This window comes from Streptomyces sp. NPDC046557, from assembly GCF_040645975.1.
Taxonomy (GTDB): Bacteria; Actinomycetota; Actinomycetes; order Streptomycetales; family Streptomycetaceae; genus Streptomyces.
The window spans coordinates 24,310-44,503 of sequence record NZ_JBEYZH010000011.1; the positions used below are offsets into that span (position 1 = coordinate 24,310).

The 20,194-nt window shown below is 72.1% G+C and carries 19 protein-coding genes and 1 pseudogene; 5 read left to right on the top strand and 15 right to left on the bottom strand.

Going from position 1 to position 20,194, the window contains the following annotated elements:
- Positions 1 to 40 precede the first annotated feature (40 nt).
- From ABZ934_RS20180 to ABZ934_RS20205, 6 genes are all read right to left on the bottom strand, one after another.
- On the bottom strand, positions 41 to 1,027 hold the full coding sequence (locus ABZ934_RS20180) for an esterase family protein (protein ID WP_361314914.1): 987 nt from the start codon (positions 1,025 to 1,027) through the stop codon (positions 41 to 43).
- 34 nt (positions 1,028 to 1,061) lie between these two features.
- Positions 1,062 to 2,069: a hypothetical protein gene (locus ABZ934_RS20185; RefSeq protein WP_361314916.1), complete on the bottom strand. Its 1,008-nt coding sequence runs from the start codon at positions 2,067 to 2,069 to the stop codon at positions 1,062 to 1,064.
- A gap of 12 nt (positions 2,070 to 2,081) precedes the next feature.
- Entirely contained in the window at positions 2,082 to 3,110 is a 1,029-nt protein-coding gene (locus ABZ934_RS20190; protein ID WP_361314919.1) for a hypothetical protein, read from the bottom strand.
- A gap of 253 nt (positions 3,111 to 3,363) precedes the next feature.
- Positions 3,364 to 4,833 (bottom strand): serine/threonine-protein kinase, encoded by a 1,470-nt coding sequence (locus ABZ934_RS20195; RefSeq protein ID WP_361314922.1) that lies wholly within the window; start codon positions 4,831 to 4,833, stop codon positions 3,364 to 3,366.
- Positions 4,802 to 5,653 (bottom strand): serine/threonine protein kinase, encoded by an 852-nt coding sequence (locus ABZ934_RS20200; RefSeq protein WP_361314925.1) that lies wholly within the window; start codon positions 5,651 to 5,653, stop codon positions 4,802 to 4,804. Before ABZ934_RS20200 ends, ABZ934_RS20195 begins: the two co-directional genes overlap by 32 nt.
- A gap of 326 nt (positions 5,654 to 5,979) precedes the next feature.
- Complete coding sequence (locus ABZ934_RS20205) at positions 5,980 to 6,771, bottom strand: metal-dependent hydrolase (RefSeq protein ID WP_361314927.1); 792 nt, start codon at positions 6,769 to 6,771, stop codon at positions 5,980 to 5,982.
- Between the two features lie 145 nt (positions 6,772 to 6,916).
- Here ABZ934_RS20205 and ABZ934_RS20210 point away from each other — a divergent pair, with 145 nt between their 5' ends.
- The 3 genes from ABZ934_RS20210 to ABZ934_RS20220 all read left to right on the top strand — a co-directional run bounded on the left by ABZ934_RS20210 (position 6,917) and on the right by ABZ934_RS20220 (position 10,861).
- Positions 6,917 to 9,439 carry a DUF3516 domain-containing protein gene (locus ABZ934_RS20210; protein ID WP_361314930.1) on the top strand — a complete coding sequence of 841 codons (2,523 nt, stop codon included), beginning with the start codon at positions 6,917 to 6,919 and terminating at the stop codon, positions 9,437 to 9,439.
- Between the two features lie 76 nt (positions 9,440 to 9,515).
- Positions 9,516 to 10,451, top strand: coding sequence for an acyl-CoA thioesterase II (locus ABZ934_RS20215; RefSeq protein WP_361314933.1), 936 nt, complete (start codon positions 9,516 to 9,518; stop codon positions 10,449 to 10,451).
- Positions 10,452 to 10,459: 8 nt separating this feature from the next.
- Positions 10,460 to 10,861, top strand: a complete 402-nt coding sequence (locus tag ABZ934_RS20220; protein WP_361314936.1) for a YchJ family metal-binding protein — start codon at positions 10,460 to 10,462, stop codon at positions 10,859 to 10,861.
- Here the strand turns inward: ABZ934_RS20220 and ABZ934_RS20225 are convergent.
- The 7 genes and pseudogenes from ABZ934_RS20225 to ABZ934_RS20255 all read right to left on the bottom strand — a co-directional run bounded on the left by ABZ934_RS20225 (position 10,825) and on the right by ABZ934_RS20255 (position 17,374).
- Positions 10,825 to 11,676, bottom strand: a complete 852-nt coding sequence (locus ABZ934_RS20225; protein WP_361314939.1) for a DUF6397 family protein — start codon at positions 11,674 to 11,676, stop codon at positions 10,825 to 10,827. The two genes, ABZ934_RS20220 and ABZ934_RS20225, sit on opposite strands and share 37 nt — an antisense overlap.
- Positions 11,677 to 11,765: 89 nt before the next feature.
- On the bottom strand, positions 11,766 to 12,164 hold the full coding sequence (locus ABZ934_RS20230) for a roadblock/LC7 domain-containing protein (protein ID WP_136211471.1): 399 nt from the start codon (positions 12,162 to 12,164) through the stop codon (positions 11,766 to 11,768).
- Between the two features lie 218 nt (positions 12,165 to 12,382).
- Positions 12,383 to 13,022 (bottom strand): annotated as a pseudogene (locus ABZ934_RS20235) (ATP/GTP-binding protein).
- Positions 13,022 to 13,402 carry a DUF742 domain-containing protein gene (locus tag ABZ934_RS20240; protein WP_361315196.1) on the bottom strand — a complete coding sequence of 127 codons (381 nt, stop codon included), beginning with the start codon at positions 13,400 to 13,402 and terminating at the stop codon, positions 13,022 to 13,024. The pseudogene ABZ934_RS20235 and the gene ABZ934_RS20240 overlap by 1 nt, the downstream one beginning before the upstream one ends.
- 17 nt (positions 13,403 to 13,419) lie before the next feature.
- Positions 13,420 to 13,863 (bottom strand): roadblock/LC7 domain-containing protein, encoded by a 444-nt coding sequence (locus tag ABZ934_RS20245; protein WP_361314943.1) that lies wholly within the window; start codon positions 13,861 to 13,863, stop codon positions 13,420 to 13,422.
- Positions 13,860 to 16,475: a nitrate- and nitrite sensing domain-containing protein gene (locus tag ABZ934_RS20250; RefSeq protein WP_361314945.1), complete on the bottom strand. Its 2,616-nt coding sequence runs from the start codon at positions 16,473 to 16,475 to the stop codon at positions 13,860 to 13,862. The genes ABZ934_RS20245 and ABZ934_RS20250 overlap by 4 nt, the downstream gene beginning before the upstream one ends.
- A gap of 92 nt (positions 16,476 to 16,567) precedes the next feature.
- Positions 16,568 to 17,374, bottom strand: a complete 807-nt coding sequence (locus ABZ934_RS20255; RefSeq protein WP_361314948.1) for an MHYT domain-containing protein — start codon at positions 17,372 to 17,374, stop codon at positions 16,568 to 16,570.
- 176 nt (positions 17,375 to 17,550) lie between these two features.
- Here ABZ934_RS20255 and ABZ934_RS20260 point away from each other — a divergent pair, with 176 nt between their 5' ends.
- Positions 17,551 to 18,150: a methyltransferase domain-containing protein gene (locus ABZ934_RS20260; protein WP_361314951.1), complete on the top strand. Its 600-nt coding sequence runs from the start codon at positions 17,551 to 17,553 to the stop codon at positions 18,148 to 18,150.
- 311 nt (positions 18,151 to 18,461) lie between these two features.
- On the top strand, positions 18,462 to 19,259 hold the full coding sequence (locus tag ABZ934_RS20265) for a hypothetical protein (RefSeq protein WP_361314953.1): 798 nt from the start codon (positions 18,462 to 18,464) through the stop codon (positions 19,257 to 19,259).
- Positions 19,260 to 19,322: 63 nt separating this feature from the next.
- On the opposite strand, the gene ABZ934_RS20270 is transcribed toward ABZ934_RS20265, so the two are convergent.
- The gene (locus tag ABZ934_RS20270; protein WP_361314955.1) at positions 19,323 to 19,868 is read right to left on the bottom strand and encodes an MOSC domain-containing protein; all 546 of its coding nucleotides are present in this window, start codon (positions 19,866 to 19,868) and stop codon (positions 19,323 to 19,325) included.
- Positions 19,869 to 19,888: 20 nt separating this feature from the next.
- The gene (locus ABZ934_RS20275) at positions 19,889 to 20,071 is read right to left on the bottom strand and encodes a hypothetical protein (protein WP_190186935.1); all 183 of its coding nucleotides are present in this window, start codon (positions 20,069 to 20,071) and stop codon (positions 19,889 to 19,891) included.
- Between the last annotated feature and the right edge of the window lie 123 nt (positions 20,072 to 20,194).

Genomic DNA, 20,194 nt, shown 5'->3' on the forward strand with positions numbered 1-20,194 from the left:
CGCGTGGGTCGGTGGTGTCCGCGAGGCCGTACGGGGCGCCCTACGCCTTGCGGAGGCGGTCGATGATGCCGTCGAGGTCGCGCCACATCATGTAGTCGCGGACGAAGTGGCCGCCGGGCTCCTCGTGCCACTCGTGCGGGATCCCGGCCCGGTCGAGGAGTCCGCGGAACTCCCTCTGTCCCGCGAGGACCTGCGTCTCGTTGAACGAGTCGAACGCGTTGGTCGGGTCGGGGCTGGTTCCGGCGACGAGGAAGACCCGCTTGTTGCGGTAGCTCTCGACACGTTCGACGGGGTTGTCGGCGGTGACGCGGGCCTGGTCCCAGGGCACGCCGTAGACGGTCCCGCCGGCCAGATCGAGGGCGGCGGAGGACAGGTTGGCCCAGTGCACGACCGCCCCGTTGTCCCGGCGCACGCTGGCGGGGCCGGAGTGGGAGCTCACCGAGGCGAAGTGGCCCCAGTACTTGGCCGCGTACTTGAGGGCGCCGAAACCGCCCATGGAGAACCCGGCGACGGCGCGGCCGTCGTACTCGGCGAACGTGCGGAAGTTCGCCTCCACCCAGGGCAGGAGCTGGCCGATGTGGAAGAACTCCCAGTTCCTCGGGCCGGTGTTGGAGGTGACGGCGTTGGAGTACCAGCCCGCGTGCCCGCCGTCCGGCATCACGACGATGATCGGCCTGCCGGCGGTCCACGCGCGGATGCCGAGCCGGTCGAAGGTGATGAAGTCCTGATCGGTGCCGCCGCCGTGGAAGAGGTAGAGGACGGGGTAGGTGCGACCGCTGGTGTGGTAGTCGTCGGGCAGCAGGACGTTGACGGCGGGCTGCCAGCCGATCGCGTCGGTCTGGAAGCGGTAGTACCACATGCGGGCGTCGCCCTCGTTCTGGTCGACGATGCGCAGCCCGAAGCCGTCGCCCGCCGCGCTCGCCGCGGCTGCCGTCCCGAGGACGCCCGCGCCGCCGAGGGCCATGGCGGCGGAGAGCCCGCCGACGGACTTCAGCAGACTCCTGCGGGTGGGGCGGTGCTCGCTCACGGTGACCTCCTGGTCGATGGGTAAGGGTGGTGCGTCAGTTGGTGGTGGTCCAGGTGCCCCGGTCGGGGCTCCAGTGGAGGGTGGCGTTCTGAAACCGTTGGACCTTGCCGCCCGGCTCGTCGGTCTCGTCACCGACCGGGTAGCCGAACACGCCCTCGTGACCACCCGCGTGGAACGCCTCGTAGATCGCACCGTGGACCACGTGCGTGCCCGTCTGCGGCGACCACATGAACAGGCCCCGCTCGAAGAACTGGTACCGACCCCGCGTCCCGTCCGGCGCCCGCGCCGCGTCCGCCTCGTCCATCGTCGGAAAACCCCAACGACGCTCCGCGTCCGTCGCCCAGAACCTGTCCAAGATTTCCCCGTACACCGCGAACGCCACGTCCGGATGCCAGATCACGATCCCGTTGCGGAAGCCCTGGAAGCGGCCGCCCATCATGGAGTCGCGTTCGCCGGAGGTGGGTGGCCCCAGCACGCTGTCCGGGCCGCCCATGCCGTCGTACTTGGCCCTGATCGCGCCGTACGGCATCAGGTCGTCCAGCGTGTTGTAGCGGCGGGGGGTGAATCCGCGCAGGCCGTCGCCCCACGCCCGCTCCTCGGCCACGTGCCCGAAGTCGTACGTCTCGCGCACCACCGGCTGGGTGTGGGCGACGTCGGCCCACCGGACGAACAGCGCCACGTGGTCGGTGCCGCCGGAGTCGCGCAACAGCGCGTCACCGGGCTGCAGATCGGCGGCAGGGATGTCGACGGTGACGTTCCACAGGCTCCACGTCGTCAGTGACGAGCCCAGGTGCCAGGCCATCGACACGAAGCCCGAGCAGTCGGGGCGGTAGCAGCCGAACCGGTTGGCGTAGCAGCCGCTCTGGCTGTAGGGCACCTGTTCGGCGACCCAGGACCAGGCACGGTCCATGACCTCACCGCGCCCGATCGAGCCGTCCGGTTCCGAGGCGCCGGCCGCGGTCGCCGGGAAGAGGGTGACCGCGAGGGCGGCGAGCAGCGGCGCGCCGGCCTTGGCCAGGCGCCGGAGGATCAGCGATCTCATACCGTCTCCCGGTCAGTTGGTGGTGGTCCAGGTGCCCCGGTCGGGGCTCCAGTGGAGGGTGGCGTTCTGGAACCGTTGGACCTTGCCGCCCGGCTCGTCGGTCTCGTCACCGACCGGGTAGCCGAACACGCCCTCGTGACCACCCGCGTGGAACGCCTCGTAGATCGCACCGTGGACCACGTGCGTGCCCGTCTGCGGCGACCACATGAACAGGCCCCGCTCGAAGAACTGGTACCGACCCCGCGTCCCGTCCGGCGCCCGCGCCGCGTCCGCCTCGTCCATCGTCGGAAAACCCCAACGACGCTCCGCGTCCGTCGCCCAGAACCTGTCCAAGATCTCCCCGTACACCGCGAACGCCACGTCCGGATGCCAGATCACGATCCCGTTCTGGAACAGTTGGAACCGTCCGCCCAGTTGGGCGGGTTCCTCGGCGCGCAGGGGCCGGCCCAGGGGTCCGGCCTGTCCGCCCGTGCCGTCGTACTCGGCGCCGATCGTCCCGTAGGGCTGGAACGCCTCGTCCCGCATCTGCCGGGCGACCCCCTCCGCCTGCGGGTAGCGTTCCGGGTAGCCGGATCGCTGGACGGCCTGGGCGAGTTCTCCGGCGCTGCCGCCCTCCATGCCGGGCTCCATCTGCTGGGCCACCTCGAAGAACTTGTTCGCCGCGTAGTCGACGTCCAGGACCTGCTCGGGGGAACCCCAGCCTTGGGACGGCCGCTGCTGGAAGACACCCAGCGAATCGCGGTCCCCGCAGTCCAGGTTGTTCATCCGGGACTCCACCCAGCCCGTCTCGAAGCCGGCGAGCATCACCTTGTCGGACACTCCCCGGCGCTGTCCGACCTCGTAGACCTTCCGGGTCACGGCGATGTCCCGGTCCGGGGGGATGTCGCAGTACGACTCGGCCGTCATGGTGTGCCCGAGGGGACCGGGCACGTCGGCCTTGTCCCGCGCGGACGCGGGACCACCGCCGAGGGCGGTCGCGGTCGCCGCGACCAGGAGGAGCGCCGTCACGGATCTCGCGCGCCCAGTTGTTGTGCCACGCACGTGCAGCTCCTTCGCTTCGCAATCGCCTCGTGCTGTACGGGTGTTCGGCGATCCGGGGGCGCGGTGCGCCACGGTCGGCCCGCCGACAGCCCGCAAGCTAGCCGCGGGTGGCGGCGGCAGGGCATCCGGAACGATCCGGAGTGACAGCACCGGAGGGTTCCGGATAGGGAGGGTTCGGGCATGGAAGGTCTGGGGCAGGGGGAAGGCTTCGAGTAGGGAGGCGCGCGCCGGGGTGGCGGTGCCGGCCTTCGGATCAGCGGCCGGAGGCCGGCGCGGGGCAGGGAGGGACGTCGGGGCGGTCCTTCGTGCGGACGGCGGGCAGCCAGGCGGTGGGCTGTGTCGTACCGGCGGGCAGACGGACGCGGAACCACTGCGGGGACCAGGCGTCCCGCTCGTCGATGATGGGGATGCCGTGCGCGAGGAGGCAGTCGACGGTCAGCTCGTCGCCCTGCCACACCCTCGTCGGGACGACGTTGTCCGAGGTGTAGGGCCGCCGGGGGTCGATGGCGAGGCCGAGGCTGCAATCCGGGTCCCGGTCGTTGCGGGTGGTGCAGCTCGGTTCGGCGTTGAACACCCGTATCCGGCCGGCGGGTTCGGTGTTCGGGGCGGAAGGGCCGCCTGGGGTGGCGTACGGTCCGCTCGCCGCGGCCGTCCCGCACACCAGCGCGGACACGAGCGCGACGCGGACGGCCCTGCGCAGCGGGGCCGCGGGGGCCGGGCGGGGCTGCCGGCGCACCTGGGAACGAGCGGTGATGCGGGCGAGGAGGCTGTGCGCCGTGTGGGCGGCGCGGGCGGCGTGCGTGGGGGCCAGGCAGTCGGCGGCCAGGGCGCGCCAGAAGGGCGGTACGGCGGGGTCCAGGCGCAGGGGGGCGCGGCCTTCGGCGTACTCCTGCGCCGCGGCGACGCGCGCCATGGGCGTGGCGCCGGGGAAGGGTGGGGCCCCGGACGCGAAAACCTCGTGGATCACGATGCCGAGCGCCCATATGTCGGCGCTGGGCCGGACTTGGACGCCGTGTTCCCCGAGGGGGGCCTTGCGGCGTTCGGGCGGGAGATAGTCGAAGGTGCCCATCGGGGGCGCGTAGCCGTGGGTGCCGTCGGTGCCGGTGAGTTCGGCGGCCAGACCGAAGTCGGAGAGTCTGACGGAACCGTCCGCCATGAGCAGGATGTTGTCCGGTTTGAGGTCACCGTGCACCCAGCCGGTGCGGTGCAGGTGGGCGAGCCCTTCACAGATCTCGGTGATCAGCCGGGCGCCTTCGGACTCGCTCACGGCGCCCGCGCGCAAGAGGTCCCGGAGACTGCGCCGGGCCCGTTCCATCACGAGGACGAGGGCGCCGTCCAGGAAGGGGTGGTCCGGCTCGCCCAGTACGACGGAGTCCAGCAGGCGGATCAGCCTGGGATGGCCGGCGCGGCGACCGAGTTCGACCTCACGGCGTGCGGTGTCCACGACGCTGCGGGCTTGGCGCGGGGCGAGCCCGGATGTGGGCAGGAACTTGAGCGCGACGCCGTCCTCCGGCAGCCGCTCCTCGGCCGGACGGTCACCGGCAGCGCCCTCCTCCACCGGCCTTTCGCCAACGGGGCGGTCCTCGCCGATCGCGCGTCCCGCGTAGACGGTGCCCCACCCGCCGGCCGCGATGAGCTCGGTGACTTCCCACCTCCCGACGCGGTAGCCGCTCGGAAGCAGCTCCGTACAGTCACTTCCCGAGGTGTCGGCCGGGCCGTGCACCGTTCCCTCCTCCGGTCGGCTCGTCGCGCCGGATCCCGTTGCGGGGCGGCAGCAGTGCCAGGTGCTCTTCCCGTACGAGCCCGAACCGCAGGGCGAGGCCGACGATCGACTCCCGCTTGCCGTTGCGACGGGCGGCGCGGTCGGGGTCCTGCTCGCTTGGCGGGGCGACGCGCATTTTCTCCTCGGCGAGGTAGTCGATGTGCGAGCTGACCGCGCGGGCCGTCAGCCTGCCGCAGGCGGGATGGCCCCTGAGCCGGTCGACGATCTGCGGAGTGGTCGGCACCGCGACCGGTGACTCGTCGCGCAGCCGCGGTTCGCAGAGCGCCAGCAGGACGAGGAAGTAGGTGGCCGTCTCGTCCAGGGAGTACGCGGTGACCGTTCGCCCGCCCCACTGGCCGCCCGCGCCGCCGAGGCCGTCCGGGTCGAGGTAGACGTGATCGGGGGCGAAGACCTGGAAGGAGACGGTGGTGTCGCGACGGGTGGGCAGCACGACCCGGGAGAACTCGAAGGGGATGGGCGCTCCGGCCCGGCGGGGCGGTACCCGCAGGTACTCGCCGGCCCCTTCCGGATTCTCCACGAGATAGCTTTGCGTCGCGCTGAGATTGCTGAGTTGCCAGTGGTCGTCGGTGACCCGGATCTCGCCCGCCAGCCGGGATATCGCGGCGTCGACGAGGCGGAGTTCGACGGGGGTCGTGGCCGAGCCGCGCCCGAATCGGGCCACTTCCCCCGGCCCGAGCCGTAACGTCACCGCGCCCTCGCCCGGCTCCGCGCCTCCCGTGCCGCCGTTCCCCGGCGGCAGATAGATCACTATCCCGCTCACAGCCCGCTCCTCGCCCCCGCACGGGCGGTGGTCACGCCCGCCGAACGTTATACATCCGGGGGGAACCGGCGCCGCCCGGTCGGTGGCCGTAATGAGCCGGTACGCGTCGTGCCGCCGGCGGCAGCGGCCTGACGCCCTCCCGCCGTACGGGGCGCCGGCGCACCCGTAGGCGCCGTTTTCCCGCTGGGCGACCGCGCTGCCGCACCGCTTCGGCGCACGCGCCGCAAAACGGCGCGAACCGCACCTCCCGCCGACTCGGCGGATCGTGCCCATGGCGGCGCGGGCCGCCTCCCGCCGGTCTTTCCCCTGGACCCGTCGCAGGTGCGCTAAATGACGTTCAGGGCCCCCGCGCCGCCCACCGCGCCGAGCAGCATGAACACCGGCATGAGGACCTTGAGCTCCACCCAGCTCCCGGCGCGGAAGCGCATCATCTTGGGCGGGCCGATGGGGTACCAACGCTTGCCGGCGATGGGCAGCGGCCACAGGATCGGGCAGCCGGAGACGGTCAGTGCGTCGCCGATGTCGTGGACCAGGGCGCCGAGCAGGATCGGCAGGCCGAGCCACAGGTACTCCTGGCCGGCCCCGGTGAACAGCCAGCCCGCTCCGTTGCCGGGCTGGTCGAGCACGCCGGCCAGGATCCAGGCGCTGGTGGCGCCCAGCAGCCACACCAGGATGTCGCTGGACATCCTGGCGGCCCGCCACAGCAGGCCCTCGACGGCGAGTACGAGGTGGACGAAGAGCAGGAGGAGAACGCCCCAGCGGTCGGTGGTGACCGCCAGGGCGGAGGACCCGGCACCGATGAGCACGGCCCACAGCCAGGTGTGGGTCAGGGTGCGGTGTCCGCCGGAGCGGCGGGCGTCGCGCGGGGCACGCGTTGCCTTGTAGACGGCGTAGGAGATCTTGTCGACCACTTCGCACAGCCCCCGCGACAGGGGGCCGAAGGCTCGCGAGATCGTCGCCGACTTGTGGTCGAGGTCGGGGGCGAGGGCGGCGCCCGCGCAGATGAGCGCGCCGACGACGAGGACGGGCCACGGCATCGGGTGTCCTGCGGCCGCGGCCGCCGCACCCACCCCCAGCCAGGCCGCCGCGCCGGACAGAGAGTGCGCCGGACCCATCATGGTTCTTTTCCCGCCCCGGTTCGCTGATATCGGGCCCCGGTGACTGATTCGCTCGGGCCGCGTCGACGGCACAGCGTACAGTCGATGATCTTCCTTCCGGCCGCCGGTTGCCTGATCCGGTGGGAAGCCAGGCAAGATGGGGGGTGTGACCCTCATTGATCAGCTCCCGCCGAACGCCGACCCCGACGCCCTCTTCGAGGCTTTCTCCTCGTGGGCGGAGGAGCAGGGCATCACCCTGTACCCGGCGCAGGAGGAGGCGCTGATCGAGGTCGTCTCCGGGGCGAACGTGATCCTGTCCACCCCGACCGGCTCCGGAAAGAGCCTCGTCGCGGCGGGTGCGCACTTCACCGCCCTCGCCCAGGACAAGGTCACCTTCTACACCGCTCCGATCAAGGCGCTGGTCTCGGAGAAGTTCTTCGACCTCTGCAAGCTCTTCGGCACCGAGAACGTCGGCATGCTGACCGGCGACGCCTCCGTGAACGCGGACGCGCCGGTGATCTGCTGCACCGCGGAGGTACTGGCCTCGATCGCCCTGCGCGACGGGAAGTACGCCGACATCGGCCAGGTCGTCATGGACGAGTTCCACTTCTATGCCGAGCCGGACCGCGGCTGGGCCTGGCAGATCCCGCTGCTGGAACTGCCGCAGGCACAGTTCGTCCTGATGTCGGCGACCCTCGGTGACATGAAGCGCTTCGAGGAGGACCTGACCCGGCGCACCGGGCGGCCGACCTCGATGGTCCGCTCCGCGACCCGGCCGGTCCCGCTGTCGTACGAGTACGTCACCACGCCGATCACCGACACCATCACCGAGCTGCTCGAAACGCGGCAGGCTCCGGTGTACATCGTGCACTTCACCCAGGCCCAGGCGGTCGAGCGGGCCCAGTCGCTGATGAGCATCAACATGTGCACCCGCGAGGAGAAGGACAAGATCGCGGAGGTGATCGGCAATTTCCGGTTCACCACCAAGTTCGGCCAGAACCTCTCCCGCTACGTCCGCCACGGCATCGGCGTGCACCACGCCGGCATGCTGCCCAAGTACCGCCGCCTGGTCGAGAAGCTGGCGCAGGCCGGCCTGCTGAAGGTCATCTGCGGTACCGACACCCTGGGCGTGGGTGTCAACGTGCCGATCCGCACGGTGCTGTTCACGGCACTCACCAAGTACGACGGCAACCGGGTGCGGACGCTGCGTGCCCGCGAGTTCCACCAGATCGCCGGCCGGGCGGGGCGGGCCGGCTTCGACACGGCGGGCTATGTCGTCGCGCAGGCGCCCGAGCACGTCATCGAGAACGAGAAGGCCCTCGCCAAGGCGGGCGACGACCCCAAGAAGCGTCGCAAGGTGGTCCGCAAGAAGGCGCCCGAGGGCTTCGTGGCGTGGTCGGACACCACCTTCGAGAAGCTGATCGCCGCCGATCCTGAGCCGCTCACCTCGCGCTTCAAGGTCACCAACATCATGCTGCTCTCGGTGATCGCCCGGCCGGGCGACGCCTTCCAGGCGATGCGCCACCTCCTGGAGGACAACCACGAGCCGCGCAAGGCCCAGCTGCGCCACATCCGTCGGGCGATCGCCATCTACCGCTCGCTGCTCGACGGCGGAGTCGTCGAACAACTCGACACACCGGACGCGGAGGGCCGCAGCATCCGGCTCACCGTCGACCTCCAGCAGGACTTCGCGCTGAACCAGCCGCTGTCGACCTTCGCGCTCGCCGCCTTCGACCTGCTGGACCCGGAGTCCCCCTCCTACGCCCTGGACATGGTGTCGGTCGTCGAATCCACCCTGGACGACCCCCGCCAGATCCTGGCCGCGCAGCAGAACAAGGAACGCGGCATGGCCGTGGGCGCGATGAAGGCGGACGGGATCGAGTACGAGGAGCGGATGGAGCGGCTCCAGGAAGTGACGTACCCCAAGCCGCTCGAAGAGCTGCTCCTGCACGCCTACGACGTGTACAGCAAGAGCCACCCCTGGGTGCGTGACCACCCGGTCTCCCCGAAGTCGATCATCCGCGACATGTACGAGCGGGCGATGACCTTCACCGAGTTCACCTCCTACTACGAGCTGGCCCGCACCGAGGGCATCGTGCTGCGTTACCTGGCGAGCGCCTACAAGGCGCTCGACCACACCATCCCCGACGACCTCAAGTCGGAGGACCTCCAGGACCTCATCGCCTGGCTGGGCGAACTGGTGCGCCAGGTTGACTCCAGCCTGCTCGACGAGTGGGAGCAGTTGGCGAACCCGGAGGTGGAGACGGCGGAGGAGGCCCAGGAGAAGGCCGACCAGGTCAAGCCCGTCACCGCGAACCCGCGCGCCTTCCGGGTGCTCGTCCGCAACGCCATGTTCCGCCGGGTGGAGCTGGCCGCCCTGGACCACGTCAACGTGTTGGGGGAACTGGACGGCGACTCCGGCTGGGACGCCGACGCCTGGGGCGAGGCCCTGGACCGCTACTGGGACGAGTACGACGACCTGGGCACCGGCCCCGACGCGCGCGGACCCAAGCTCCTGCAGATCGAGGAGGACGCGCCGCACGGCCTGTGGCGCGTCCGCCAGACCTTCGCCGACCCCAACGGGGACCATGGCTGGGGCATCAGTGCCGAGGTCGACCTCGCGGCCTCCGACGAGGAGGGCCGGGCGGTCATCCGCGTCACCTCGGTCGGCGAGCTCGGCGGGCTCTGACCCGCCCCCGCAAGCCCGCGCCACCGGACTCACCGGACCCGCCGGACCCGCCGGACCTGACAGTGGAGATCCCCTGATGACGAACCCCGCCGAGAGACTGGTCGATCTGCTCGACCTGGAGCAGATCGAGGTCAACATCTTCCGGGGCGCCAGCCCCCAGGAGTCCCTCCAGCGCGTGTTCGGCGGGCAGGTGGCCGGCCAGGCACTGGTGGCGGCCGGCCGCACCACCGAGAGCGACCGTCCCGTCCACTCGCTGCACGCGTACTTCCTGCGCCCCGGCATCCCGGGGGTGCCGATCGTGTACCAGGTGGAACGGGTGCGAGACGGGCGTTCCTTCACCACGCGCCGCGTCACCGCGGTCCAGCAGGGCAAGACCATCTTCAATCTGACCGCTTCCTTCCATCACCCGGAGGAGGGCGGCATCGAGCACCAGCTGCCTCCTCGCCTCGACTTCCCACACCCGGACTCGCTCCCGAAGCTGGTCGACGAGATCCGTGAGCACCTGGGCGCGCTGCCCGAGGCGCTGGAGCGGATGGCCCGCCGGCAGCCCTTCGACATCCGTTACGTGGACCGGCTCCGCTGGACCCCGCAGGATCTCAAGGACGCCGATCCGCGCAGCGCGGTGTGGATGCGCGCCGTCGGCCCACTGGGCGACGACCCCCTCGTCCACACCTGCGCCCTCACCTACGCCAGTGACATGACCCTCCTCGACGCCGTGCGCATCCCCGTCGAACCCCTGTGGGGGATGCGTGGTTTCGACATGGCCTCCCTGGACCACGCCATGTGGTTCCACCGGCCGTTCCGGGCCGACGAGTGGTTCCTGTACGACCAGGAGTCACCCATCTCGCACGGCGGCCGGGGCCTGGCCCGCGGTCGTATCTACGACCTGGAGGGCAGGCTCCTCGTCTCGGTCGTGCAGGAGGGTCTTTTCCGCCCGTACCCGTCCGCGTCTCCTTCGTCCCCTCCGTCTTCTTCCTCCACGTCGTCCGCCCCCTCGTCCCCGAAGAGCTGAGCCCCACCATGCCCACGCCCGCCCTCCCCTGTCCCTGCGGGCTGCCCGCCCCCTACCCGGAGTGCTGCGGCCGCTTCCACTCCGGCGAACGGCAAACCCCCACCGCCGAACTGCTGATGCGCTCCCGGTTCAGCGCGTTCGCCGTCGGCGACACCTCCTACCTGCTGCGCTCCTGGCACTCCTCGACCCGACCCGCCGGGCTCGAACTGGACCCGGGTCAGCGCTGGGAGCGGCTGGAGGTCCTCGCCACCGAGCGCGGCGGGATGTTCGAGACGGAGGGGTCCGTGGAGTTCCGGGCGCACTACCGCGAGGGCCGGCACACCGGATCCCTGCACGAACTGAGCGGCTTCTCCCGGGAGGGCGGGGCCTGGGTCTACGTCGGCCCCCTCTCCCCCGTCGACTTCGACTGACCGCGCGCCCCGGTCAGGGCGAAGTCCAGGCTGGTGCGGTACCAGTGGAGCTCATCCGGCTCCTGCGCCCGCAGCAGCCGCGACGCCACGGCCGCGGCCGCCGGAAGCTGCGGATGCCCGTACGGCGGTGGAGGGGCGAGTGCGGCCAGCACGATCCGCTCCGCCGGGTCGGGCACCACCGCCCGAACCTCTTCATCCGGGAGGACGGAGGCCACTACGGCCGCCCGCTCCCAGGGGTCGGCGGTTCGTCTCAGCAGCAGTCCCACATGCCGCCCGCGCCACGCCCGCGGCCGCAGGTCCGTCTTGGCCGCGATCAACTCCCGGTCCGCCGGGGACGCGATCGCCGTCAGCATCCCGGCCTCCCGGACCCCGAACTCCCGTAGCTCTGCCGCGAGATAGAGCCACACCACGGCCCGGTACCGGTTGATCCGGTAGCCGATCGGGGTGAGGTGCCCGCAGCGCGCGAGCCGGGTCAACCGGCTCGGCCCGACCCCCAACACCTCGGCCGCGGCGTCCGCGCCGGCCACGGTCTCGACCCGCTCGCGCAACGCCTGCGGAAATCCCTCGGCCGCGCGGACCCGGTCCAACTCCGCCCGGGTGAAGCGGGCGGCCCCGCTCGGCGCCCGAGGTCCGGCACGCACCAGCCCCAACTGGACGGCCCGGGCGAACTCACCCCGTTTCAAACCCAGTTCCCGGGCCGCCTGGACGGCGCCCAACAGCTGCTCCCGCGGCGTGCCCGCCGATACCTCCGCCCGCGCCCGCGGCACGATCAGCCCGGGTACGTCCAGTACGGCTGTCCGCACATCACTCTTCATCACGGTCCTCCCCCACGAGTGGCGATCACTCTGTGTGAAGACCGTAACCGAGAGCGACGGACCCGCGCGGGATCTGTGGATAACTCCGCTCAGCCGCCCGTGATCCGCCGCTCCGTGACGCCCAAGTGCTCGCCCACCCGGTTCACCATCAGCGTCATCTCGTAGGCGACCTGCACGATGTCCGCCTCCGCGGCGCTCAGCGCGCACAGGCAACTGCCCGCGCCCGCCGCCATGACGAAGAGGAACCCCTCGTCGTACTCGACCATCGTCTGACGGACGTCCCCCGCGCGGAAATGCCGCCCCGACCCCTTCGCGAGGCTCTGCAGCCCGGCCGCGACCGCCGCAAGATGCTCGGCGTCCTCCCGCGCCAACCCCGCGCTCGCACCCGTGACCAGCCCGTCGTTGGACAGCACCACCGCGTGCCGCACCTGCGGCACCCTGCGCGTCAGATCGTCCAACAGCCAGTCGAGCTGCTTGTCCAGTGCCATGTGGAGCCCCTCCCCGTCGGCGCGGCCCACGTGGCCGCGCCCCACCCTGCTCGGTCGTCCGCAAGCCTTCCCCACCGGCTCCTTCCCGGCAAGGAGGACGGCCCTCCGGCGCGGAAATGACTCAAGAGGAACGGCGGGTGCCCGTCCGGCCCGCTCCGCCCGCGCCCGACCGTGCCCGCCCCGCCTCCGCTCCCTCGACACTCCGCCGCGTCCTGCGGTCAGTGCGGCCCCGGCGGCGGACCGACGGAGTCGAGCAGCCGGGCGGTGTGCACCCGACCTGCGTACTCGACCAGCCTGACCAGCACTTTCCTTCCCCGAGTCCTTGTCCCGCGCGTCGCACAGCACCACCGGTGTCCCCTGCTCCAGCTCCAAGGCCCGCGCCACCTCGTTCGCCCCGTACCGCCGCGCGTCGGTGAAGCAGTTGACGGCCACCACGAAGGGGATCCGTCGGTGCTCGAAGTAGTCCACGGCCGGAAAGCAGTCCTCCAGGCGGTGGGTGTCCGCGAGCACCACCGCGCCCAGCGCGCCTTGCGACAACTCGTCCCAGAGGAACCAGAACCGGTCCTGTCCCGGCGTCCCGAACAGGTAGAGCGACAGCCCGGCCCGGATGGTGATCCGCCCGAAGTCCATGGCCACCGTCGTGGTCGTCTTGCGGCCCACGCCCCCCGTGTCGTCGACGTGTTCCCCCGCCCGACTGAGCAGTTCCTCGGTCCGCAGCGGCCTGATCTCGCTGACCGACCCGACCAGGGTGGTCTTGCCGACCCCGAACCCGCCGGCCACCAGGATCTTCAAGGCAAGTGGAGCCGACTCGGCGTCCACCGCGTCGGCCGTGGCCGGCCCGTCGTCCCGCAGTCCCATCACAGTGCTCGCAATCCTTCGATGACTTCCCGCAGAATCCGTTCGTCGGGCAGTTGGGCGGGTGGTACCGGGCGGCTGACCTTCACATGGCCGCCCTCCAGCAGGTCCCCGAGCAAAACCCGTACGACGCCCACCGGCAGGTCGGCGTCTGCGGCGAGTTCCGCCACCGACTGCGTCTGCGCCCGGCAGAGCCCGAGCAGCGTCCGGTGTTCGGGACCGAGCAGCGCCTCGTCCGCCGCGTCGGGGCCTGACCGGTCCACCACGACCAGGGCGATCAGGTCGAACCTGACTCCGTGCGGGCCGGGCTTGGTGCGCCCTCCGGTCATGGCGTACGGACGCACGAGCGGGCCCGCCGCCGCGTCGTACCAGTGGCCTTCCATCCGCGCGACCGCCGCGCTCAACCGGCGGCCTGCGGCCGCGCCGTGAACCGGGGCGGGGTGTAGAGGTGCTCGCCGACCCGTTTCACCAGCCGTGCCATCTCGTACGCGATCAGCCCGATGTCGGAGCCCGCGGCGCTGAGCACGGCCATGCAGGAGCCCTCCCCCGCGGCCGCGACGAAGAGGAACCCGTCGTCCATCTCCACCATCGTCTGGCGCACGCCCCCCGTGCGGAAGTGTCGCCCCGCACCCTTGGCGAGGCTTTGGAAGCCCGACGCCACGGCTGCCAGGTGCTCGGCGTCCTCACGGCTCAACCGGCTGGAGGAACCCACCGCCAGGCCGTCGTTGGACAGGACCACCACGTGGCGGACCTCCCGGACCCGTACCACCAGGTCGTCCAGCAACCAGTCCAACTCGCCGGACCCGTGGACTGCGTCCGGGTCGGATCTCTGCGGTTCGATCATCGCGACTCTCCTTCGCTGCCGTCGTGGGGGGACTTCTCCCGGGTGCCGCGGGTCCAGCCGGCCTGGTAAGCCGCCATTCGGTCGCGGACCTGCTCGGGGCTGCGGCCCGGTGGTTCCCCGAAGCGGCCGGTCCCGTCCGGGTCCGTGGGGGCGGGCACCTCGCGCAGTTGTGGGACCAGGGCGGCCTGGCGGACCCTGCGCGGCAGTTCGGTCACCGATACGCCGGCGGCCGGCGGGACGGCCGTGTCGACGCGCCCGGGTCCGCGCGGTCGCAGCGATGCCACCGGGGCGGGCCGCCCGCGTTCCGGCTCCTCGACCCGACCCGAGCCCGCGTCCGAGCCCGGGGCCGAGCCCACGTCCGAGCCCGCGTCCGGTCCCGGTTCCGGTTCCGTGATCCCGCGCGCGGGTTCCCGCACGTCGCCGGCCGCCGGGGGCCGCAGGGTCGGCTGCCTCGGAGCCCCGCCGACCTCTGCCGGCGCCGCGTCCTGCGCGCCGCGAGGCGGTGTGCCGGCCGCGATGGCGCCCTGGATGAGGGAGTTCGGCAGCAGGACCACCGCGGTCGTCCCCCCGTACGGCGACGTGCGCAGGTGCACCCGGATACCGTGCCGGGCCGCGAGCCGGCTGACGACGAACAGTCCGAGGCGGTCGCTGTCGAAGAGGTCGAGGGCCTCGGACTGCTCGATGCGGCGGTTCGCCTCGTCGAGCGACGTACTGCCCATGCCGAGTCCGCGGTCCTCGACCTCGATGACGTACCCCGCGCCCACCGGCTCGCCGCTGACCCGTACCTTGGTGTGGGGCGGCGAGAACTGGGTCGCGTTCTCGATGAGTTCGGCGAGCAGGTGGGTGAGGTCGGCGACGGCGCCGCCCACGATGGCGGCCTCGGCGAGCCGGCGGACCTCGACGCGCGGGTAGTCCTCGATCTCGGAGACGGCGGCGCGGACGACGCTGGTCAGCGGTACCGGCAGCCGCCACGCCCGACCGGGGGCGGCGCCGGAGAGGATGATCAGGCTCTCGGCGTGCCGCCTCATCCGGGTGGTGAGGTGGTCGAGCCGGAAGAGGTCCCCGAGTTCGCTCGGGTCGTCGGCGCGCCGTTCCATCGAGTCGAGCAGGGTGAGCTGCTTGTGCACGAGGACCTGGCTGCGTCGGGCGAGGTTGACGAAGACGCCGCTGACTCCGTCGGCGAGTTCGGCGCGCTCGACGGCAGCGCTCAGGGCAGCGCGATGGACGGTGGACAGCGCCTCACCGACCTGGGTGATCTCGTCGTCCGCCGCAGGCCCGGGGGCGGTCTCGGCGTCGATGTCGATGTCCTGGCCGGCCCGCAGCCGCTCCATGGCGTGCGGGAGCTTGCGGTGGGCGATCTCCAGGGCGGTGTTGCGCAGCGAGACCAGCTCGACGACCAGGGCTCGCCCGATGCGTACGGAGATGACGAGGGAGGCGGCGACGGCGGCCAGCCCCAGCAGCACGGCGGCGCCGGACGCGCCGGACGCACCCTCGGCGAACGGGCCGGCCCGGTCGGCGGCCCCGGCGTGGGCGGCGTCCGTGATCTCGCGCAGGGAGGCGCTGACGCCGGTGTACGCGGAGTCCCATCCGGCGGGCACCCCGTGGGTCTCCTTCGCCGTCGTCCCCTTCGCGGTCGTCCCGTTCGCGGGCGCCCCGTCCGCAGGCGCGGCGGCCGCGTCCAGCGCCCGTTCCTCGGCGTCGGTGAGCTCGGCGTACGGGGCGCTCGCGGTCACGGCCTCCCAGGCGCGCCGTCCGGCGTCGGGCAGGTCCCGCGCGGCGGAGTCGGTGACCGCGCGCCGGGTCTCGACGACTCCGGTCAGGCGACGCAGCGTCTCCTGGCTCCGTGCATCCGGCAGCGCGAGCAGCGCGTCCTCCCGGGAGAGCAGTTCCCCGGCCCGGCCGAATTCCAGCAGCACCCGATCACCGGCCCCGAGTTCGGGATCGTGGCCGCCGGAAAGGGACCCGGCGGCGGCGAGGGCGGAGTCGGCGACGCGGCTGTAGGTCTCGTAGGCGGTGTCCGGGCTCGCGCGCCGGTCGGTGACTTCCTCGCGGAACGGGCCGAGCGCTTCGGCGGCGGCCACGAAGGCGCCGAGCCGCGTGACCACCTCCCTCGGTTGGTCACCGGAGTCGGCCACCGTGTTCCGGTCGCCGAGCCGCAGTCGGCGTACGGCCGCGTCGGTGCGACGGGCCTGTTGCCCCAGCGCGGCGCCCTGGTCGACGGTCGGATCGGCGAGGTAGCGGACTGCTGCCCGCCGTTCGGCTTGGAGTTCGGTGAGCGCGGTCGTCAGGGGGGTGCGTATCTGCTTGTCGACCCGCTGGACGCGACCGAGGCGGGCGATGTCCTGGGCGGTGCTCACCGTCGCGAAGGCCCACAGGCCGAGCAGCGAGACGACGGGGACCATCAGCAGGGAGACGACCTTGGCGCGTACGGTGCCGGGGCGCAGGCGCGTCCCGGCTGCCGGACCGGTCGGGGTCGGGGTCCATGAGGCGTCGCCGGCCGCCCCGTCCGGCGGCTCCTCGGCGGGCGGCCCGGCGTGCGCCCGACGGCCGCGCGCCGGGGGCGTGGGCGTCCTCGATGGCGCTGCTTCCGGTCTCCTGCGGGGTGGGCGCATGGGGCTCCTCGGTCGGGGCGGTACGGAAGAGGGTGGTCGGATCGGGCGCTGGAGGAGCGGGCGGGTGGCGGCCGGCCGGGCCCGCCCGGCGCTCAGCGGGCTCCCACGGCGCTCTCCCCGAGGTGCCGTGCCGACGCCGACGCGGCCCGTTCGTCGGCGGTCGGGGACAGGGCCACGAACGCGGAGGTGAGGAAGAGGTAGGAACCGAGCCCGACGGCGAGGGGGAAGATGAACTGCATGGCGGTCGCTCCGGGCAAGGCCACGTCCGAGGGGGTGACACGGACGGCGACGGCGAACATTCCGGTGTAGTGCATGCTGCTGACCGCCGCTCCCATGACCAGCGAGGCGACGACGACGGCCAGCGGCGACTTGATGTGGAGCGCGGCCCACAGGGCGGCGGTCGCGGCGACGACGGCGATGGCCATTGAAAGCGCGACGGTGAGCGGCCGGTAGGAGACCGTGCCGTGCAGGCGCAGGGCGGCCATGCCGAGGTAGTGCATGCTCGCGACGCCCAGGCCGGTGGTGAGGCCGCCGAGGACCAGGGCCCTGCCGCGGCCCTTGCCGTAGCCGACCGCGAAGACGCCCGCACCGACGACCAGTACGGCGACGAGGAGGCTGAGGATGGTCAGCGGGACGTCGTAGCGGATGTCGGTGCCCGTGACCTCGAATCCGAGCATCGCGACGAAGTGCATGGTCCAGATGCCGGTGCCGATGGCGGAGGCGGCGGTCAGTAGCCAGTTGCGGCGGGTGGATCCGGTCGCGGCGAGGGCGCGGACGGTGCAGCGCAGCCCGAGGGCGCGGACGGTGCAGCGCAGCCCGAGGGCGGCACCGATGCAGGCCATCACGTATGACAGCGCGGGTGTCAGCCAGCCATAGGCGGCGTGGTGCAGGTGTCCCATGGCCAACGGACGCTAGTGCGGGTGAGGGCGCGAACAAGGGGCGCATTTCGAAAGCCGCTGGAACTGCTGGAATATGACAGAGCTACGTTCTTCTTCGACTGGGCCGCATGTCACCTTGTCCACGCCCACCCGCGGGACGGGGTCCGGGCGGCGTGGGTGTGGGAGATCATGGGCCCATGAGCGAAGACCACACGCATGTCCGGGAGTTCTTCGGGGCCAGGGCCGCGGACTGGGACCGCAAGTTCCCCGCGGACGGCCCGGCCTTCGCGCGCGCCGTGACCGAGTTCGGTCTGCGAACGGGAGACCGGGTGCTCGACGCGGGCTGCGGCACCGGGCGGGCGCTTCCGGCGCTGCGCGCGGCCGTCGGGCCCTCCGGCACGGTGATCGGCGCGGACCTCACCCCGCAGATGTTGGCCGCCGCGCGCGACGCCGGCCGGGCCGGGGAGGCGGCGCTGCTGCTCGCCGACGTCACCCGGCTGCCGTTGCGGGACGGGGTGCTGGACGCGGTGTTCGCGGCGGGCCTGATCGCTCACCTGCCCGATCCGGAGTCGAACCTGCGCGAACTGGCCCGGGTGGTCCGCTCCGGTGGGCGCCTCGCGCTGTTCCATCCGATCGGGCGGGCGGCACTCGCCGCGCGCCACGGTCGCGCACTGTCCCCGGACGACCTGCGGGCCGAGCCCAATCTGCGCCCGTTGCTGTCGTCGGCGGGCTGGGAGATGACCTCGTACACGGACGAGGACGACCGGTTCCTGGCCCTGGCCGCCCGCCGCCCCTGACCCCGGGGCCCGGCGGTCCGCGAGCGGGGCCGGCGCGGTACGGGACCCACGTGGACGGATCAACCGATGTCCCCCTGCCGTGCCGGCCGCTCGGGCCGCTCCGGCCGGCTCCGGTGGCGCTCCCTCGCCGCTGACCACCTGCCGGCAGGTTGGTGCCGGTCGGCGCCGAAGGGGCCTTTCAGGTGGGGCGACCTCAACTCCACCCGCCTGTGCGCGGCTTGAAATTCGACGGCCGCCGGCCCTCGACGGGTGAGTTACCCACTGGTTAAGGTGCGCCGACGAGCGAGCGACCGGATCGGGAGGAGGCCCACGTGTCAGAAGCGGAGGACGGGGGTTCGCTGTACGTACTGACCGCCCTGCTGGTAACCCCCACCCGGTTTCCGGCTGTGCTGGGCGACGACTTTCCCGAGGCGTGCGCGCTCCTGGGCGTGAAGCCGGTGGAGGACGGGTACGGGCTGGTTCTCGGGCAGGACGAGGACGGCGCGCGCTGGACGGTCGTCGTGGACGACGTCGCGCTGGTCGCCACCGCGATCGCCTCCTGGGACTGCGGCATGGAGTACGACCTGTCCCCCGACGAGCGGACCATAGTCGTCTCGCTGGCGGGCTGGCCGCTGGAGCTCACGGTCTCCGCCTCCGGCCTTCCCGAACCGCACGACCCCGAGCAGGGCGCCGACGGCACCGGACGCGTGCCGCTGGCCCCGCCCTCGGCGGAGGTGTGGGGACCCGTCCAGCGGAGACTGGGCGCGGACCAGATCGCGCGGGACTGGGCCGACTGGCGCGAGCGGGCCGCGACCGACGGTGGGACCGCGGCTGCCGCGCACCCGGGCCTGACGCGGGCACTGGAGGAGGCCGCGGCCTACGCGCGGCAAGCGCCGCCGCCGGGCCGGGTGCGGTCCTCCTTCGCGGAGGAGGGCGAGCGGACGCTCCGGGCGGACGGGCCCGGTTGGTCGCTCGTGGCACGCACCGGCGAAGCGGCGTTCGTCCTGCTCGACGAGGAGCCGGGCGTGGTTCTGGCCATCCCGCGGGACGGCTTTCCCGACCACCCGGACCTGCCGGAACTGACCGACGTCCTGGCGGGCTTGCACCGCATCGCGGCGCGACCCGCCTGAGGAGCGACGGAAGGCTCCGCCTCGATGCACGGGAGCGCGTCAGACGGATGTTGCGGGAGCGCCTCAGACGCGTTCGAGTCGGGCGTGCGGGGGCGCCGGCAAGGTGACCGTGATGGGATCGCCCGGGCGGACGGTGCCGCCATGCCGGACCACACTCATGATGCCCGCCTTGAGTACCGGACGTCCCTCTTCGTCCCGGCCGACGACCTGCTTGAGCAGCCCGCTCTGGAACTTGTCGATCTGCAGGCACGGGTTGCGCAGGCCGGTCACCTCCACCACCGCCTCCTCGCCGAGCCGCAACAGGGTCCCGACGGGCAGGGCGAGGAGGTCTATGCCCTCCGTGGTCACGTTCTCCCCGAGCTGGCCCGGTTCGACGGTGAATCCGGAGCCGGCGACCTCGTCGAACAGTTCCCGGTGGATCAGGTGGACCTGCCGCAGGTTCGGCCGGGTCGGATCCTGTGCCACGCGTGAACGGTGCTTGACGGTGACTCCGGCGTGTACGTCTCCCTCGACCCCGAGCCCGGCGAGCAACGTGATGCTCTCGCGCCTCGGCTTGGTGAACGAGTAGACCCCGTTGCTGCTGACCGCCGTGATCTGCGCGCTGTTCATGTGCGTCCCCCTGGCCGCCGTCAGCGGCCGATCTGCTTCCTGGATATGCCCCGCAGCCGACGCCGCTGAGAGGAGTCCAGCATGAAGTACGCCACGGTGGGCACCCCGATCAGGACCAGGAGCCCGGCCCAGAATCCGACCGTCGCGAACAGCACGATGGCTGCCACCACTCCGGCAACCGCGACCTTTCCGCCTGTGGACATCTGCGGACACCTCCTTCTGCGTCGGCCACTGTCTCCTTCAACGCGTGACCACCCCCATGCGTTCCCCGGGGCGAGGGGCGTTCCCGGCCACCGAACGTGCCCGACGCGCCGCCTTCCGGACAG

Excerpts from the sequence above, each read along its gene's own strand:
- ABZ934_RS20185 (WP_361314916.1), bottom strand. The coding sequence starts at position 2,069 with ATGAGATCGCTGATCCTCCGGCGCCTGGCCAAGGCCGGCGCGCCGCTG.
- ABZ934_RS20205 (WP_361314927.1), bottom strand. The coding sequence starts at position 6,771 with ATGATGGGTCCGGCGCACTCTCTGTCCGGCGCGGCGGCCTGGCTGGGG.
- ABZ934_RS20215 (WP_361314933.1), top strand. The coding sequence starts at position 9,516 with ATGACGAACCCCGCCGAGAGACTGGTCGATCTGCTCGACCTGGAGCAG.
- ABZ934_RS20220 (WP_361314936.1), top strand. The coding sequence starts at position 10,460 with ATGCCCACGCCCGCCCTCCCCTGTCCCTGCGGGCTGCCCGCCCCCTAC.
- ABZ934_RS20225 (WP_361314939.1), bottom strand. The coding sequence starts at position 11,676 with ATGAAGAGTGATGTGCGGACAGCCGTACTGGACGTACCCGGGCTGATC.
- ABZ934_RS20230 (WP_136211471.1), bottom strand. The coding sequence starts at position 12,164 with ATGGCACTGGACAAGCAGCTCGACTGGCTGTTGGACGATCTGACGCGC.
- ABZ934_RS20240 (WP_361315196.1), bottom strand. The coding sequence starts at position 13,402 with ATGGAAGGCCACTGGTACGACGCGGCGGCGGGCCCGCTCGTGCGTCCG.
- ABZ934_RS20245 (WP_361314943.1), bottom strand. The coding sequence starts at position 13,863 with ATGATCGAACCGCAGAGATCCGACCCGGACGCAGTCCACGGGTCCGGC.
- ABZ934_RS20250 (WP_361314945.1), bottom strand. The coding sequence starts at position 16,475 with ATGCGCCCACCCCGCAGGAGACCGGAAGCAGCGCCATCGAGGACGCCC.
- ABZ934_RS20255 (WP_361314948.1), bottom strand. The coding sequence starts at position 17,374 with ATGGGACACCTGCACCACGCCGCCTATGGCTGGCTGACACCCGCGCTG.
- ABZ934_RS20260 (WP_361314951.1), top strand. The coding sequence starts at position 17,551 with ATGAGCGAAGACCACACGCATGTCCGGGAGTTCTTCGGGGCCAGGGCC.
- ABZ934_RS20270 (WP_361314955.1), bottom strand. The coding sequence starts at position 19,868 with ATGAACAGCGCGCAGATCACGGCGGTCAGCAGCAACGGGGTCTACTCG.
- ABZ934_RS20275 (WP_190186935.1), bottom strand. The coding sequence starts at position 20,071 with ATGTCCACAGGCGGAAAGGTCGCGGTTGCCGGAGTGGTGGCAGCCATC.